The organism is Zhongshania sp. (assembly GCF_047636175.1).
Lineage (GTDB): Bacteria > Pseudomonadota > Gammaproteobacteria > Pseudomonadales > Spongiibacteraceae > Spongiibacter.
The window spans coordinates 1-15,724 of record NZ_JBLIKC010000016.1 but is presented as its reverse complement, the minus strand read 5'-3'; the positions used below and the strand labels follow the sequence as shown (position 1 = coordinate 15,724).

Genomic DNA, 15,724 nt, shown 5'->3' with positions numbered 1-15,724 from the left:
GACTAAAATTAAATCAACTTTTAATCAAGTTTAGACTTGTTGATGAATCCGGTAACCGGGTCGTCTATTAATCCTATATCTCGGCCCAGTTTACGGCCGGTGACGCCGGTGGAGTTGGCCCCTTCTTCTGCGGGCGCAAATGTAGCTAATACAAAGCCCATTAACATCGCTCTGCCTAGGCCCGTCAGCGCACCCGAGCTTGACAAAGCCCGGCTAAATTTACTAAGAACCTCTAAAAAATCTGAATCTATTTTCGCCGAAAATGGTGTATATCCGGCTAAAATCGCCATATTGTCAGCAAAACCGGTATTGCTTGCAGAGGTAATATCATCGCCAGAAGTCGTGATATACGCCGGGGATGCGGGTGGCCGGGGCGGTCCCGCTGAAGCTTGAAGTGAAACTGCTAAACCGCCTGGTTTGTCTGCTACGGCAGGTGACGTTTCGCCGAATGATCAAGCAGGTCGGGCGGAGAAAGCAGAAAAATCATCAGACGCCGCGCAAAACCGCCAGTAAGGGCAGGAAATTAAAGCTGAGGTGCGCGACCTCGTCGCCCGCGAACGCGAGGTGCGTAATCACGAGCTTGCTCACTCAGTAGCGGGAGGTCGTTACAGTGGCTCATCTGGTTATGAGTTTAAGCGTGGCCCTGATGGCAATAACTATGCGGTGAATGGTGAGGTCAGTATCGATTTGGGTAGAGCCGCTACCCCTCAAGCTACCATCGAGAAGATGGAAATTGTCCGCCAAGCAGTCTTGGCTCCAGCGGAGCTCAGTAGTTAAGATCGTCAAGTTGCGGCTGATGTGGCTCGAATGGCAGCCCAAGCGCGTCAAAAGTTGCTCGCCGAATCGGGTCAGACGTCTCAAAATACAGAAGTAGCACTAGCGTGCGAGCTGGGCAGCAAAGCTTGGAAAATGAGTCGAGGTCATTGCGCGACGGTCAGCAAAACGACGATCAACAAAGAGCAGATGCCGACGCGCTTAAAGCTCGGCGAGTTAGCAGTCTGTATTTAGAAAATAGCGGCTTATTTGAACGCGAACCGGCTAACTTTATAAACAGCCGGGCGTAACAAGCTAAGTATATATATTGTGAATGGTTAGGGGCGCGTCAGTGATTGTGACGCGCCCTTTGTCTTTACTCAGCCTAGTTAAATTAGACTTTTGGTGCCGAAGAGCGAGCGCGATTTCCGTTGCTATTGCCGTTACCACTTGGGCGTCCGCTGCGACGGGCGGCGGGCCGCTGACCATCGCGGTGTTCTGTGTGGCTTTTCGGTCTAGGCTTACGCGCTGGGCGTTGATTTAAACGCGACTCTGGCAGAGCGTGAGTTGGCTCAAAGCCAGGCAGTGTTTCCCGTGGCAACATTTCTTGAATCAGGCGTTCGATGTCGGCCAATAGTTTAAAGTCATCCGCACAAACCAACGATACCGCGCTGCCGACTGCACCAGCGCGACCGGTACGGCCAATACGGTGTACATAATCTTCTGGCACATTCGGTAAATCAAAATTGACCACCTGTGGAAGTTGGTCAATATCTAAACCGCGTGCGGCGATATCGGTTGCTACTAAAGCGCGTACTGCACCGCTTTTAAAATCGGCTAAGGCTTTCGTGCGCGCGCCTTGGCTTTTGTTGCCGTGAATCGCTGCTGCGCCAATGCCTGCTTTTTCTAAGTGCGCAGCCAGGCGGTTGGCTCCGTGCTTCGTTTTCGAGAATATAAGAACCTGTTGCCAGTTATTACTGTTAATCAGATGCGTTAATAAGGCCGGTTTCTGACTTTTATCAACGGGATAAATCGACTGGGTAACGCTTTTGGCGGTGGTGATTTCTGGGTTAATAGAAATTTCCACCGGGTTGTTTACCAAGCCTTTCGCGAGTTCGCGAATATCACCAGAGAAAGTGGCGGAAAACATCAGGTTTTGACGCTGCTTTGGTAATACCGCTAGAATTTTACGAATGTCGTGAATAAAGCCCATGTCTAGCATGCGATCGGCTTCGTCCAATACTAAAATTTCTAGCTGCTTAAATTTGACCGCGTTTTGATTGTACAAATCTAATAGGCGACCGGGGGTGGCAACTAACACGTCTACGCCACGACGTAATTTAATCATTTGCGGGTTGATTTTAACGCCGCCAAATACCACTGCTGAACGCAGCGGCAAATGTTTTCCGTAGGTCGCTACGCTCTCGCCCACTTGCGCAGCAAGTTCGCGGGTTGGCGTCAAAATTAAAACACGGGCTTGGTTCGCCTGAGCTCGCTCGCCTCGAGATAATAATTCCAAAATAGGCAGCGTGAATCCCGCTGTTTTGCCGGTGCCGGTTTGTGCTGCGGCCATAACGTCACGGCCTTCTAATACAGCTGGAATGGCCTGTGCTTGAATGGGGGAAGGGGTGTCGTAACCTTGCTCGGCAACAGCTGCCAAAATTTGGGCGGATAAGCCCAGGGAGGTAAAACTCATAGAATCTATCATCTCAAAAATGTCGCATGTCGCGGCGTGATGCTCGTTGCCAGAGTGACAGCGGGCGTGCATCTTACTGGATTAGTGGCTTTGGCGCCAGAGTTGTGGTGTGTGAATAGGGCAGAGTACCAGGATGGCGCGCGTGGTGGCGATGATTTTGGTATATCTGCGTTTTATCGGTAAGCACCAGCTATTACTGAGTATGGTTCGTGAAAAAAAAGCGTAAATAACGTAGAATCGCGCCTCCACAGCGACAGTCTTTAGGTCGCGTCCATTATTTAAGCCAGAAGACCCATTCAGATGTCGAAATCGTCTTTACAGCAGGAAATCGCTAAGCGTCGTACCTTTGCGATTATTTCTCACCCCGACGCCGGTAAAACCACTATCACTGAGAAGTTGATTCTGCTGGGGCAGTTGATTCAGGTGGCGGGTACGGTCAAGGGCAAGAAGAATGATCGCGCCGCTACGTCAGATTGGATGACTCTGGAAAAGGAGCGGGGGATTTCGGTCACGTCCTCTGTTATGCAGTTTCCTTACCGCGATCGAATCGTTAATTTGCTTGATACCCCGGGTCACGAGGATTTTTCTGAGGATACTTACCGCACGCTGACGGCGGTGGATTCGGCGTTGATGATTATTGACGGCGCCAAAGGTGTGGAAGATCGCACTATTAAACTGATGAACGTCTGCCGCCTTCGCGACACCCCTATTTTGGGTTTTGTAAATAAGATGGACCGGGATATCCGCGACCCCATTGAGCTATTGGATGAAGTAGAAAGCGTATTGGGTATTGCCGCTGCGCCCATCAACTGGCCGATTGGTATGGGTTCAGACTTTAGGGGTGTTTATAACCTTTATACCGATACCATTCATGTGTTCACCAAGGGTAAAGGTTCGGTGATCGCGGAAGACATCCAAATCAAGGGTTTGAATAATGACGAGGCGCGCAAATTACTTGATGATGATTACGATAATTTTCTAGAAGAAATTGAGTTAGTTCGTGGTGCCAGCCATTTCTTCGACCGCGACGCGTATTTAGCAGGTAAGCAGACCCCGGTGTTTTTTGGTACTGCACTGTCTAATTTCGGTGTTAAGGAAATGCTTGATGGCTTTGTTGAATGGTCACCAGAGCCGCTGGATCGTGCTACCGACAATCGTGAAGTGAGCGCCAAGGAAACCGAGTTTTCAGGCTTTGTATTTAAAATTCAGGCGAATATGGACCCTAGGCATCGGGATCGTATCGCTTTTATGCGAATTTGCTCAGGCACATATACTAAGGGCATGAAAATGCGTCATGTCCGGCTGGGTAAGGACGTCAAAATAGTGGACGCGGTGAGTTTTCTAGCCGGTGATCGGGAACTGGTGGAAGAAGCGGTGTCTGGGGATATTATTGGTCTGCACAATCACGGCACCATACAAATTGGAGATACCTTCTCTTCAGGTGAGAACTTCAAATTCACTGGTATCCCGCATTTTGCTCCAGAGCTGTTTCGGCGCATTCGTCTGAGTGATCCCTTAAAAGGTAAAGCACTGCATAAAGGCTTGCAGCAGCTTTCCGAAGAGGGCTCTACTCAGGTGTTTATGCCGCAGCGCAATAGTGATCTGATTGTGGGCGCCGTGGGTAATTTACAGTTTGAGGTGGTGAGTTACCGCCTCAAAGATGAGTACAAGGTAGAAGCTTTGTATGAGCCGATTAATGTCTATACCGCGCGCTGGGTAGAGTGTGATGATCCTAAGAAATTTGAGGAGTTTAAGCGCAAGTGTGCGGATAATCTCGCGATTGATGGTGGTGGACATTTAACCTATTTGGCACCTACTCGGGTGAATTTAGCCCTGACCGAAGAGCGTCATCCTGAGGTGCGCTTCCGGGCGACTCGAGAGCACTAATTTAGACGCCGGCGTGATAGAGGCTGACTCTGAGCTGAACAGGACCATAATCTTATAAAAAAGTTGCGGTGAAAATTACGCGATTGACTACTTGTCACACCGGAATGCTTCTCTACAATGAACATTACATAACAAGCGTGACAAAACAAACGGGAAAGACATCACCATGAAAATGAAAAATATTGTAATCGCACTTACATTAGTGGGTTTGAGTGGCAGTGTCATGGCTGCTGAAGGCAGCTTTTTAAGCCGCATTGGTCTCGGTAGTGATGACTCTAAGTCAGAAGCGAAAGCAGAGGCCAATATCAGTGTTGATACCAACGTCGATGTTAAAGCAACCGAAGCGAAAGCTAATGCTGAAGCTAAGCGTGACGAGATGAAGGCCAGTGCCGATGAGCAAAAAGCGGAAGCGAAAGCCAAGCGCGACGAAATGAAAGCCAAGGCAGAAGCTGAAAAAGCTGAGCGAAAAGCGGCTAAAGAAGAGCGTGATGCGCAGGCTAAAGCCGATGCCGAAGCTCGGGATCAGAAGCGCGCTGAAGCCAAAGCAGAAGTAAAAGCAAGCATGGAAGAGAAAAAAGCCGCTTTGCGCAGCTTGAGTAATATTAAAATTAATGCAAACGTTGAAGCAGGTGCGGACGCTCAGTAAACCTGACCTAAGCAAGACGTGATAAAAAAGGGCCTTTAGGGCCCTTTTTTTATTGCCTGCTTGAAGCGCCAGAGTAGTTACCCGACAATACCGGCATTATTTAAGAGCACTAGGATTTGTGAAGACTTCTAACAAGCCAATACGCTTGGACCGCTATCTGGCCAGCGTGACTGATTATTCCCGCAGTGATGCCAAAAAACTGATTAAATCCGGCGACGTCTGCGTTGATGGTAGTTTGGTCCGCGATCCGGGGCAGCTGATATCTGCCGAGGCCGATGTCACTCTTATGGGGGGGCTACTGCGTCCAGTTGGTCCGCGATATTTAATGCTGAACAAGCCCCAAGACGTCGTCTGCGCTGCGCGTGACCGTCGTCATTCCACCGTGCTGGATTTATTGGATGAAGATAATCTAGAGCATTTACACGCAGCCGGCAGGCTAGACATAGATACAACGGGGCTGGTGCTACTAAGCGATGACGGCAACTGGTCGCATGCAATAACCTCACCGCATCACAAGTGTTGGAAAACCTATTACGTAGAAACTGCCGACCCTATTCCAGAGCATACCGTAACGCAGTTTGCGCAGGGTGTGTTTTTAAAAGATGACAAAGCGCGGACACTGCCAGCACAGCTAACGATTTTTGATGAACGTGTCGCAAGATTGAAAATTTGTGAGGGCCGCTACCATCAGGTGAAGCGTATGTTTGGCGCGGAGGGCAATGCGGTTGTCCGTTTACACCGAGAGGCAATTGGTGAAATTCACTTGGATGCCGAATTGCTAGAAGGTGAATATCGCGCCTTAACCGCGGATGAAGTCGCCAGTGTTTACCACGCCGAAACTAAGTAGACATGGTCTGTTTATTGACAGGCGCGGCGCCACAGGAAAGAAATGACGATGTCTAAATTGAAGCCTAAAGCTAAGTCTAAATCTAAAACTGGAGAAGGCTCGATGGGCCGTGAGGGACCTGCGGATACGGCACTAGCGGCGCTTTATCGGCAATTTTCTTCGCTACCTTCTCCGGTTTGGTGGTTTGCTGATGAACATATTGCTGGTTTGCCCCTGCCACCAGCACAGAGCGATTGGCAATGTTTTACCAACCGCTGCGACATCGCCGATCAATTGCGAGCGGGCGGATATACAACGCAGCTGGGTGACTTTGATGTTCCTATGGATATGGCTCATCCACAAACACTCTGCTATCGCGTATCTAAAGAAAAGGCATTAGTACATTACATTATAAATCAGGCTTTAGCGCGTTTACCGGTGGGCGGTAGCTTGCTGCTCAGCGGCCATAAAAATGATGGCCTGCATAACTATGCCAAGAAAGCGGCGGCGTTGATGGGCTGCAGTGCCGATATTAAAAAGCATGACGGCGCTGCGTATGTGGCGACAATTGTCAAACAGCAGGCGCCAAGTTCACTGTTGGATGACAGCCAATACACGCTGATTCGTGAAATTGCGCGAGTCCCACAGTTGTTCAGCAAGCCAGGGGTGTTTGGCTGGCAAAAACAGGATCGCGGTAGCGCCTTACTTATAGAATATTTGCCTGAGTTTTTAAGTAAATTTGATACTCCGCCGGCCCGGGTTGCCGACCTTGGCTGCGGTTATGGCTTTATCTCAGTGATGGCTGCGCAGTGCTTGCCGGATGCACACTGGTTGTTAACGGATAATAATGCCAGTGCGATATTAGCCGCCGAAAAAAATTGCAGTGTCCACGGATTAAGATCTGAGCTGATATTGGCAGATTGCGCCGCCGGCTTGCAGGGTCCCGTCGATATGGTGCTATGTAATCCGCCATTTCATCAGGGTTTCGCGGTGGCGGGTTCCTTGGCTGATCGTTTCTTAGCCGCGGCCCATCGTTTACTAGCGCGGCAGGGCCGGGCGCTATTTGTCGTTAATCAGTTTATCCCCCTTGAGCGCAAAGCCCTGGGTTTGTTTCGCGCTAGCGAAGTGCTACTTGAACACGACGGCTTTAAGCTGGTCGTTTTGCAAAAGTAGTCACGCTAGTGGTCTGTTAAGTGCCGCTGCCGGTATCGGTGTTGCGGTGCCTTGATCGTCTTGCGGCAATGTTGCTTCTGGTGCAAGGGGATTCAAAATTTCATCGGGCAGTTCTTCCACCGTTGGGATGTCATCAATATCACCGTCGCAGGCGCTACCCGAGTAAATTGCCCGCTTGATCAGGCCCTGTGCTAGCAGCGACAGCCCGCCGGTGTAAATGGCGGCGCCGGTCGACAAGCCCGAGGTGAACATGCCGGCAGGGTCGGCGACAATTTTGGGCTTGCTAAAGGTGCCGCCCAGTCTAACTAAACTCGCTGCCGCGCCAACATTAATACCCACTCCTGTGCGGGCGATAGGGGAAAGTCCGAGTAAAAACTTTTCCTTGCCGATATCAATATTGCCGGTACCGATAATTTTGGTTTGTTTGGTTTCCAAGGCAATGCCATCGTCGCTAATAAATTTGCCTTTATTACCTTTAAAATGCACCGCGACGCATTCTATCTCGGTGCTCGTCTTCGCTTCAGAAAAGGGGTTGAGCTTGTCGATGGTTTCGCTAAGAACGTCAGAACCTATAAGATTCAGGGCATTGCCTTGGGCTAGCAAGTCAGTAATTTTTATATCCAATTTACCATTCATATTGGCGGCTAATTGGTGGAGGCTAAGGCCTTTACTGTCGGCGTCTAGACGAATGCGACCTTTACCCTTATCGATGTCAGCCGCCTTATTTAGGCCAAGCTTGCCATAGTTCTCGGCATCAACACTGAACCGAATATCAAACTCGGGGATGGTTTTACTCGCATCGAGTATCAGCGCAACTTTTGCTTCGCCGCCATCAAAGTTGACAGTGGTATCTTTGAGGCGTAGCAAGCCATTTTGCAAAGTGGGCTTTAATTTTGCCGATTTAATAAAGTTATAGCCGGTGTCGATGTCTTCAAATTCTATTTGCAGCTTGGCATTAATGGAATTCAAGGCATCTAGTGCTAAGGGATCATTACTAATCATTTTGGTCTTTGACGATTTGGCAGGCAATTTCGCTTCAGTGTTATTTTTGGCACTTACTGGCGGCGAGAGAAAGGCGAGGTCAATTTTACGCAGCGCAATGTTGCCGCTCAGTACAGGTATTTCTTCAGGTTTTAAGGCCGGTGTAAAACTGAGATTGAGGTCGCTACTTTGCGTACCTAGCCGACCGCTACCTTTAATGGCGTAGCTGTCGTCGCTGGTTTTAACAGAGGCTGCTATTGATAGCTTACCCGCCTCCCGCCAGGGAAGTTGGGCGAGGGTCCAAACTGCTTTACTGGCCTGGGCATCCGCGGTTACTTGCAGCTCTGTTCCTGGCACGCCATTAAGATTAAGTTTGCCGGTGACAGTCGCGGCGATGCCCTGTTGTTGGGTTTTTAGGGACAGATTTACGTCGGCGCCAGAGGTCTTGTTTGATAGTGGCTGTAGGCGAATGTCGGCTGAAAAATCATTGATGTCGCGTTTACCTGCCAACTCTGAAATTTTGCTGGCGCTCACGTTGACATCGATAGATTGCTTTAGGGTGATGTTGGAGTTCAGCTTCGTCAGTTGCCAACCCACGGCCTTGAGTTTTTCAATACTGATTTTGAGTTTTACATCGGTTTCGTCCAGCCATGCCCAATCGATTTCCGCTTCTTTTACTGAGGCGTTGCTTTGCACTGCCAGGTTTGGTGACGAGGAGTTTGCTGGCGATGTATTTTTGGCAGCAATACTATTACCCTCAACTTGGGCTGGCAAAGGCGGCAATAAACGATCTATATCCAGTATCGCTGAGCGTAAGCTTGCGTCAACAGCAGAGGTTTCTGCATTAATGTTAACGTTGCCCTCAATGATATTGTCGTTTAGCTGAAGGACGATATCGCTTAGTTCGTAATTTGGCGTAATCGCGATATTACTTGAGAATTTGATTTTTGGTAGTACCGGGACTTCAGTATTTACTAATGTGTTGAGTGCACTGGCACTGCGCAAGTCGATATTAATTGATAGGGTGCTGCCGCTTAAATTGGCGTTGAGAAACAACTTACCCTTGCTCTTAATATCAATGTTTTGATGGTGTAGTGAAAGATCGTAGCCGAGTATGCCCTGTAGTGGGTCGAATAGGGTAATTGCGCTATTGAGTTCAATGTGTTGCTCTAAATAGTCGAGGCCAATATAGAAATTGCCGTTGCCGGCTTCAATTCGCTCTGCTGTAATTTCTGGCAGGTAAACTTGGCTTTCATGACCTTTTTTATTTCTCCAATTTAGGGTGATGTCCTTGATGGCGATGCGATTGAAATTGAAATCCCCTGGGAGTATCGGGCCATTGCTTATCTCCTCAGGAATCGCAGTGTCGACCTCAGGTTTTAACTTATTGCTTATCCAATTAAGTTCACCCGCCTCATTTTGCTCTAGGTTGATATCTAATTTCTTGGCGCTAAGTTCCCAAAAAGCTAAATGACTAAAGGGGCTTTGGGTGAGTGCAATAGTGATGTCGGCTAAGGCCAGTAGTTCAGGTCGTGGCCATTCGGGATTATTAATACGCAAGCCGCTGATTTCAAAGCGCAGTGGTTTAAGGTGTGATTGAATGTCGTAAATTTCCACCTCAAGTCCGGCAAAGCGTTGGGCGCTGCTGCTGATTAATCCGCGCAATAAGTGAGGTTGTATAAGCCCTATACAGATTGCCAGTATAAGAATCAGTATAAGTAGGCCCAAGCCTAGTAAAAATTTCTTAATCACAATGAATACTCTTTTACAGCACGTTGTTGTTTTTATACTAGGGTGTTGCACATAAATCACATATAAAAATACTACGATAATTAACGTCTTGCAGATATTGTCGGTCAGGTTCTTGATGCACTCACATTAACATTGCTATGTTCGAGATGGTACAGATTGACGGATTGGCGGCGGGAATGAGGCACTGTGCTGGCGTGGAAAATCGTGGCTTGGCGGGGCATAAGGTATGATTGCGGTTAACCCCCCCCTTTTTTGAATTTTGACGGAGTATGGCGTGAAGTGGCCTGAAAGATTAGTGCAAGGGCACTTATTAAAACGCTATAAGCGTTTTTTAGCCGATGTGGTTTTAGACAGTGGCGAGGAATTAACTGTGCATTGCCCCAACACCGGAGCCATGACGGGGTGTGCGGTGGCCGGCAGTAGGGTGTACTTATTAGATAGCCACAACCCTAAGCGCAAGTATGCCTATACTTGGGAGCTTGTTGAGAGTGATTCTGGGGGGATGATATGCATTCATTCAGCCCGCGCTAATCGTTTGGTGGCTGAGGCTTTGGGGGCGGCTAGAATAGCGCCATTAGCCGCTTACACCAATATTTGCCGTGAAAAGACCGTGGCGTCTGGTAGCCGCATAGATTTCTTTTTATCTTCCCCGGAGACGGCCTTACCTGACTGCTATGTTGAGGTGAAGTCGGTGACGTTACATTGCGGTGACGGAATTGGCGCGTTTCCCGATGCGGTCAGTACCAGAGCCGTGCGTCATATTGAAGACTTGCTTGATCTGCGGCGACAAGGCGCTAGGGTAGTGTTGTTGTTTGCAGTGCTACATGAGGGGATTGATGTTGTGCGACCTGCCGCGGAAATTGATCCGGTGTATGCGCAAACACTTAAATTAGCGGCGCAGCATGGGCTTGAGGTGCTTGCCTATAAGGCAGTCATTAATGATGCCGAAATTTTTCTGGCAGATCGGCTTTCCGTGATTTTGTGAGTTGGCTCTGCTTATAGACTTATGGCTTACGCCCTCTGTTAGATAAGTTTGTCGCTAAGGACCACACAGCCATTTTCGATTTTACTGGCCACGAATTCAAGTTTTTTGCCGTGGCATGGCCCTGCAATACATTCCCCCGATTCAATAATAAACAAAGCACCGTGGGTCGCACACTGAATCAGTGAGTTGTCGAAGTCGAGAAATTGATCGTCCTGCCAATTTAGTTCAATGCCGAGGTGAGGGCAGCTATTTTGATAGACAAAAACCTGTCCTCGCTGGCGCACAGCGAATAGGGATTTGTCTTTAAATTTAAACCCTTTAGAGCCGGGTTCGGCTATGTCTTCAAGTCGACAAAGTATATGCATAATAAAATATAAACTGTTTGAATTTGCTTGTTGGGCTGGGCTAGTCAGTAAACTCTAGGAAGCGATCGTCACCTTCACTGTTAAACGTATGGCGAATGGCTGGTAACATTCGATCAACCGCGTCGCGACCTTCTACAATGGCTTCTGCAGCACTGCTGAATTCCAGTAAGCCAATATGCCCAAGTCGCGGCCACAACATAATATCAGCGGGCTCTCCCGCGAGGCGACTGCGGGTAATTCGATCCTGCATTATATTAATGGCGTTCATCATAACGCTCATGGTGCTGGGCGGCTCTGGTTTTTTCGTCGCGTCTGAACTACGGAAATTGGTGGCCGCGTCTTTGATTGAGGTCGCAAGACGACCGAAGGCTGCACCTAGGGATGGATCATCTTCGGCATCTGCCGCTATTATTAATGCGTCTTCTTCAGATTCTTCTTCTTCGACGGTCTCTTCGTTTGCGGGTACTTTGGCGTCGGTCATCACCCTTTGACGGCCAATTAAATCGCTATTGAGGTCGACGCCGATAATAATGTCGGCACCCAAGGCGCGGCATACTGAAACCGGGACAGGATTAACCAAACCGCCGTCTACGAGCCAGGAATCGCCGAATGCCACAGGCGTCAAAATGCCCGGAACAGCCATGGATGCTCTCACTGCATCCCACAGCGGGCCGCGCTGCAACCAAACTTCGCGACCGCGTATTAAATCGGTGGCGACGGCGGCAAAAGGGGTGTTCAAATTTTCTATATTGGGATTGCCGTATTCTTTTACAAAGAACTCTATGAGTCTAGTGGCCTGGGCAACGCCGCCAGTGGCCGTCAGGCTGACACTCATATAATGCAGTACTTGTGCAGTGCTGAGAGACTGAATCCAGTCAGTGAAGTGCTCTAGCTTGCCGGTGAGGTAGCATCCTGCGATAACCGAGCCGATAGAGGTGCCACAGATAATATCGGGTTTAATACCCAGTTCCTCTAGGCGCTGAATAACGCCAATATGAGCCATACCCCTTGCCGACCCGCTGCCGAGTGCGAGAGCTATTTTCTTTTTACCTAGCGAGGCATTTTCCACGTTATTGTTCTCCGGAATTTCAACACACATCAATTGCCGGTAGTATGATGCTAGGGCTAGCTACAACTCAACTGCCGGGATAATTTCTACCTAAAATATGTTAAATCTGAATAGTCATGATATCAGCACTGAACTCCTGCTAGGACTCGATGAGTCCGCGATGATTATGCTTGACGGTATTCTGGTCCATCAAGATATCGTTGCGCCTTTAATATCGCTTAAAGCTGCTGCGGCTAGTTCGGGTTTTGAACTTCGGATTGCGAGTGGTTTTCGTAGTTTTGAACGTCAACTCGCTATTTGGAATGCCAAGGCAGCGGGTGAGCGGGTGCTGTTAGACGATGCGGGCTTGGTCTTAGATTGCGCCTCTTTGTCTGAGTCTGAGCTAATGGCAGCTATTCTGCGTTGGTCGGCGCTGCCTGGAGCATCGCGGCATCACTGGGGTACGGATATTGACGTGTATGACGCAGCGGCGGTAGCTAGCGATTACCAAGTGCAATTAACGCCAACGGAAGTGGCAGATGAGGGCGTGTTTGGGCCATTTCATAAATGGCTTGATGGTGAGTTTGCGGCGGGACGGGGTAATGGTTTTTTCAGGCCGTATAATATTGATCGCGGTGGCATTGCTCCGGAGCGCTGGCATTTAAGCTATGCACCTTTAGCGGCGTTCTGTGATTTGGCGTTGCACGCCGAGCTTCTTCAGCAGGCCTTGCAGCGACGGGAAGACCTGCGTTTAAAGAACGTGATTTTGAGAGAGTTACCCCATATTTTTAGACGTTATATTGCAGTGCCGGCGAGTTGTTACCCAGCGTCCTATGCTGATGCCTTGCGCGGCCGGGAGGTCCTATGAGTTTAAGCGTAAATGAAATGTGGTCTGCAATGACCGCTGAGGCCCGGGAATACGGCCGCAATGAGCCGGTGTTGGCGAGTTTCTATCACACTAGCATTTTGAATCATGCAAACTTCGCAGATGCATTGAGTTTTCACATTGCGGCTAAGCTGGACTGCGATTCAGTACCGGCAATGTTGATTAGAGATGTGTTTAATGAAGCGTTTGCCAGTGATCCGGGCATCGTTGACGCTGCGGCTATGGATATCTGTGCTCATTTTGAGCGTGATCCAGCCTGCGATCACTACGGTATGCCGTTTTTATATTTTAAGGGCTTTCAAGCGATACAGGCATATCGTATTGCGCATTGGTTATGGCTGCAGGGGCGTGAGTCTTTGGCGTTATTCTTGCAGAACCGAATAGCCAGTGTCTTTGACGTAGATATTCATCCCGCTGCGGTACTCGGTTGTGGAATTATGGTGGATCACGCAACGGGCCTAGTCATTGGGGAAACGGCGGTTGTTGGTAATAATGTGTCAATGTTGCATTCGGTGACCTTAGGCGGTTGTGGTAGTGGCCCAGGATCCCGTCATCCGCGTATCTGTGATGGCGTTTTGATCAGCGCCGGAGCAAAGGTATTGGGACCGATTGTGGTCGGTGACGGTGCAAAAATTGCGGCGGGTAGTGTGGTTTTGAACGATGTAGCGGCACATTCCACGGTTGCTGGGGTGCCGGCGAAACAAGTAGGCGCATTATCGGCAGAGCTACCAGCTTTGAATATGGATCAATATGTCAACGAAGATACCTAGCGCAGCTATATTATGGTGTCAGATTTATTAAATTACATATGTTATATTTCGGGTTATAGTGAAGAAACAGGAAAAGCGAGGTTAATGTGAGCGTTAAACTACTGGATAACAAAGCTTTCTATGGCTTTAGGGTGCGTCGTACCGTGGCGGGTAAGTTGTATCAGGAGTATTTCTCGCTGAAAACCGGCGGTAGCCGCCTTGAAGGTAAGAAAAAGAAGGAAATCGAGAAGGAGGCGCTAGCACGCGATGTGGTGTTGGAAGCGCAGCAGAAACGGTATTTAGATGAAACCAAAGAGGACCGTTGTTTTAAAAGCGACGGCACTGTGCGCGGAATTAGCTACCTACTTAAGACAGAAAAAAGTGGCAACTTAACGCCTATCTTTCAGGTCGGGGTAGCGTCGAAGGTGGAAAATAAAACTGTATGTACCAGTTTTTCTCTTAACGCTCATGGCAGTGATGACGCCTGGAATCGGGCAGTAGAAGCTTATGCGAAGCACAAAACGATTCGCAAAAATACTAAGCTGTATCAACGTTTATTAAAAGCGATGCCAAACGTATCATAGTGTTTTAATGCTGCTATCGGTGGATGCTGGTAGGGTGATGATAATTAAAGCGGGGTCAATTATTAGGCGCCGTTTTTTTATGGCTGGATTTTACTATGATCAAAGGTTTTAGATTCGCGATGGCTTTGCTGAGTGTTGTTAGCCATAGTGCTACGGAGCCGACAGCGCGGCTCCGTCGTCGACCCTAGCCTTTGTAAGCTGCAGCCGCTTTCATGATTTCTGCTTTAGCTTCTTCGCTGCCAGCCCAGCCATCAATTTTAACCCATTTGCCTTTTTCCAAATCTTTATAATTCTCAAAGAAATGCTCAATTTGCTGGATCAGCAAGGCGGGCAGATCAGAAGGTTCTTTGACGTCTTGATAAAGTACGCTCAATTTGTCGTGTGGAACAGCGACTAATTTAGCGTCTTTACCAGCTTCATCGCTCATATTGAGAATGCCGATGGGGCGCGCGCGAATAACTGAGCCAGGTACGACAGGGTAGGGGGTTACTACAAGTACATCCAGTGCGTCGCCGTCTTCAGACAGGGTATTGGGAATGTAGCCGTAGTTAGCTGGGTAAAACATGGGCGTCGCCATGAAGCGATCGACCATTAGCGCATCGAATTCTTTCTCGATTTCGTATTTGATCGGGCTGCTATTCGCAGGAATTTCGATAGCAACGTAGATGTCATTAGGCAAATCTTTGCCAGCTGGAATTTGGTTGTAGCTCATTGTGGGCGTCCATTTCAGATTGCGTTTGGGGTGGATAAATCTGCGCAGATTATAAACTGTGTGCCAGAGGATTGCCAAAGGCGGGTATATATTGTCGGCCGAGTGCCTGAAGTCAGTCCGCTGCGGTGGTCAAATCAGTGTGAAAAAGACAGTTTTAGTCCTCGTTGGTGGCTCGCTTAGCTGAGCCGATCATTGGCGACGGATAACAGGGCTAAGGTTTGGCTAGTGGGTAATAAAGCCTTAGCCAATGATTTGAAATTCAGTATTGCGACTTTGGCATACTAATAATCATACCGTCCATTTCGTCAGTAATAATAATTTGGCAGCTTAAACGGCTAGTTTCTTGTGGTTCTAATACGCACTCGAGCATTTCATTCTCAGTACTATCGGCCTCGCCGGTTTTAGCTACCCATGCAGGATCAACATAGCAATGGCAGGTTGCGCAGCTGCAGCTGCCACCGCATTCGCCAAGAATGCCGTCGATACCATTATCAACTGCTGCTTGCATAATGCTGCTGCCCACTTCGGCGTGAACTTCTTGGATGTTGCCGTCGTGTGATGTGTAAAATATTAATGGCATTGTCTGTGCTCTCATACTTTGAATTAGTTGAATACGTCTTTGATCTCAATCGACTCGTCAACGAGTTTCAGTGGATCAGCCGTCTGGCCGGTGCTGAGCGC

At 48.8% G+C, this 15,724-nt stretch carries 17 protein-coding genes; 10 read left to right on the top strand and 7 right to left on the bottom strand.

The window, feature by feature from the left end; all coding sequences use genetic code 11:
- Positions 1-20: 20 nt before the first annotated feature.
- Positions 21-290, bottom strand: coding sequence for a hypothetical protein (locus ACI955_RS10790; protein ID WP_415243741.1), 270 nt, complete (start codon positions 288-290; stop codon positions 21-23).
- Positions 291-534: 244 nt separating this feature from the next.
- Between ACI955_RS10790 and ACI955_RS10785 the strand changes: the two genes are divergently transcribed.
- Both ACI955_RS10785 and ACI955_RS10780 read left to right on the top strand, forming a co-directional pair.
- A complete protein-coding gene (locus ACI955_RS10785; protein ID WP_415243740.1) occupies positions 535-777 on the top strand; it encodes a putative metalloprotease CJM1_0395 family protein in 243 nt (80 codons plus the stop codon).
- Between the two features lie 30 nt (positions 778-807).
- Positions 808-1,008 (top strand): hypothetical protein, encoded by a 201-nt coding sequence (locus tag ACI955_RS10780; protein WP_415243739.1) that lies wholly within the window; start codon positions 808-810, stop codon positions 1,006-1,008.
- A 139-nt stretch (positions 1,009-1,147) separates the two neighbouring features.
- On the opposite strand, the gene ACI955_RS10775 is transcribed toward ACI955_RS10780, so the two are convergent.
- Complete coding sequence (locus ACI955_RS10775) at positions 1,148-2,449, bottom strand: DEAD/DEAH box helicase (protein ID WP_415243738.1); 1,302 nt, start codon at positions 2,447-2,449, stop codon at positions 1,148-1,150.
- A gap of 300 nt (positions 2,450-2,749) precedes the next feature.
- Between ACI955_RS10775 and ACI955_RS10770 the strand changes: the two genes are divergently transcribed.
- The 4 genes from ACI955_RS10770 (at position 2,750) to ACI955_RS10755 (ending at position 6,981) form a co-directional block, all read left to right on the top strand.
- Positions 2,750-4,336, top strand: coding sequence for a peptide chain release factor 3 (locus tag ACI955_RS10770; protein WP_415243737.1), 1,587 nt, complete (start codon positions 2,750-2,752; stop codon positions 4,334-4,336).
- A gap of 166 nt (positions 4,337-4,502) precedes the next feature.
- Entirely contained in the window at positions 4,503-4,982 is a 480-nt protein-coding gene (locus ACI955_RS10765; RefSeq protein ID WP_415243736.1) for a hypothetical protein, read from the top strand.
- Between the two features lie 118 nt (positions 4,983-5,100).
- On the top strand, positions 5,101-5,829 hold the full coding sequence (rsuA, locus tag ACI955_RS10760; protein WP_415243735.1) for a 16S rRNA pseudouridine(516) synthase RsuA: 729 nt from the start codon (positions 5,101-5,103) through the stop codon (positions 5,827-5,829).
- Positions 5,830-5,877: 48 nt separating this feature from the next.
- The gene (locus tag ACI955_RS10755) at positions 5,878-6,981 is read left to right on the top strand and encodes a class I SAM-dependent methyltransferase (protein WP_415243734.1); all 1,104 of its coding nucleotides are present in this window, start codon (positions 5,878-5,880) and stop codon (positions 6,979-6,981) included.
- Here the strand turns inward: ACI955_RS10755 and ACI955_RS10750 are convergent, their stop codons facing one another.
- Positions 6,982-9,714, bottom strand: a complete 2,733-nt coding sequence (locus tag ACI955_RS10750) for a hypothetical protein (RefSeq protein WP_415243733.1) — start codon at positions 9,712-9,714, stop codon at positions 6,982-6,984.
- A gap of 274 nt (positions 9,715-9,988) precedes the next feature.
- Between ACI955_RS10750 and sfsA the strand changes: the two genes are divergently transcribed.
- Positions 9,989-10,699: a DNA/RNA nuclease SfsA gene (gene sfsA, locus ACI955_RS10745; RefSeq protein ID WP_415243732.1), complete on the top strand. Its 711-nt coding sequence runs from the start codon at positions 9,989-9,991 to the stop codon at positions 10,697-10,699.
- 38 nt (positions 10,700-10,737) lie between these two features.
- On the opposite strand, the gene ACI955_RS10740 is transcribed toward sfsA, so the two are convergent.
- Complete coding sequence (locus tag ACI955_RS10740) at positions 10,738-11,064, bottom strand: Rieske (2Fe-2S) protein (RefSeq protein ID WP_415243731.1); 327 nt, start codon at positions 11,062-11,064, stop codon at positions 10,738-10,740.
- Between the two features lie 40 nt (positions 11,065-11,104).
- Positions 11,105-12,133, bottom strand: a complete 1,029-nt coding sequence (locus ACI955_RS10735) for a patatin-like phospholipase family protein (RefSeq protein ID WP_415243730.1) — start codon at positions 12,131-12,133, stop codon at positions 11,105-11,107.
- Between the two features lie 97 nt (positions 12,134-12,230).
- Here ACI955_RS10735 and ACI955_RS10730 point away from each other — a divergent pair, with 97 nt between their 5' ends.
- The 3 genes from ACI955_RS10730 to ACI955_RS10720 all read left to right on the top strand — a co-directional run bounded on the left by ACI955_RS10730 (position 12,231) and on the right by ACI955_RS10720 (position 14,331).
- On the top strand, positions 12,231-12,980 hold the full coding sequence (locus tag ACI955_RS10730) for a M15 family metallopeptidase (protein ID WP_415243729.1): 750 nt from the start codon (positions 12,231-12,233) through the stop codon (positions 12,978-12,980).
- Positions 12,977-13,768, top strand: a complete 792-nt coding sequence (gene cysE / locus ACI955_RS10725; RefSeq protein ID WP_415243728.1) for a serine O-acetyltransferase — start codon at positions 12,977-12,979, stop codon at positions 13,766-13,768. Before ACI955_RS10730 ends, cysE begins: the two co-directional genes overlap by 4 nt.
- Before the next feature lie 86 nt (positions 13,769-13,854).
- Entirely contained in the window at positions 13,855-14,331 is a 477-nt protein-coding gene (locus tag ACI955_RS10720) for a hypothetical protein (RefSeq protein ID WP_415243727.1), read from the top strand.
- Between the two features lie 184 nt (positions 14,332-14,515).
- Here the strand turns inward: ACI955_RS10720 and ppa are convergent, their stop codons facing one another.
- Complete coding sequence (ppa, locus tag ACI955_RS10715) at positions 14,516-15,043, bottom strand: inorganic diphosphatase (protein WP_368375434.1); 528 nt, start codon at positions 15,041-15,043, stop codon at positions 14,516-14,518.
- Positions 15,044-15,302: 259 nt separating this feature from the next.
- On the bottom strand, positions 15,303-15,623 hold the full coding sequence (locus tag ACI955_RS10710) for a 2Fe-2S iron-sulfur cluster-binding protein (protein WP_415243726.1): 321 nt from the start codon (positions 15,621-15,623) through the stop codon (positions 15,303-15,305).
- Between the last annotated feature and the right edge of the window lie 101 nt (positions 15,624-15,724).

Excerpts from the sequence above, each read along its gene's own strand:
- ACI955_RS10790 (WP_415243741.1), bottom strand. The coding sequence starts at position 290 with ATGGCGATTTTAGCCGGATATACACCATTTTCGGCGAAAATAGATTCA.
- ACI955_RS10780 (WP_415243739.1), top strand. The coding sequence starts at position 808 with ATGGCAGCCCAAGCGCGTCAAAAGTTGCTCGCCGAATCGGGTCAGACG.
- ACI955_RS10740 (WP_415243731.1), bottom strand. The coding sequence starts at position 11,064 with ATGCATATACTTTGTCGACTTGAAGACATAGCCGAACCCGGCTCTAAA.
- cysE (WP_415243728.1), top strand. The coding sequence starts at position 12,977 with ATGAGTTTAAGCGTAAATGAAATGTGGTCTGCAATGACCGCTGAGGCC.
- ACI955_RS10730 (WP_415243729.1), top strand. The coding sequence starts at position 12,231 with ATGTTAAATCTGAATAGTCATGATATCAGCACTGAACTCCTGCTAGGA.
- ACI955_RS10755 (WP_415243734.1), top strand. The coding sequence starts at position 5,878 with ATGTCTAAATTGAAGCCTAAAGCTAAGTCTAAATCTAAAACTGGAGAA.
- ACI955_RS10710 (WP_415243726.1), bottom strand. The coding sequence starts at position 15,623 with ATGCCATTAATATTTTACACATCACACGACGGCAACATCCAAGAAGTT.
- ACI955_RS10770 (WP_415243737.1), top strand. The coding sequence starts at position 2,750 with ATGTCGAAATCGTCTTTACAGCAGGAAATCGCTAAGCGTCGTACCTTT.
- ACI955_RS10765 (WP_415243736.1), top strand. The coding sequence starts at position 4,503 with ATGAAAATGAAAAATATTGTAATCGCACTTACATTAGTGGGTTTGAGT.
- ACI955_RS10775 (WP_415243738.1), bottom strand. The coding sequence starts at position 2,449 with ATGAGTTTTACCTCCCTGGGCTTATCCGCCCAAATTTTGGCAGCTGTT.
- ppa (WP_368375434.1), bottom strand. The coding sequence starts at position 15,043 with ATGAGCTACAACCAAATTCCAGCTGGCAAAGATTTGCCTAATGACATC.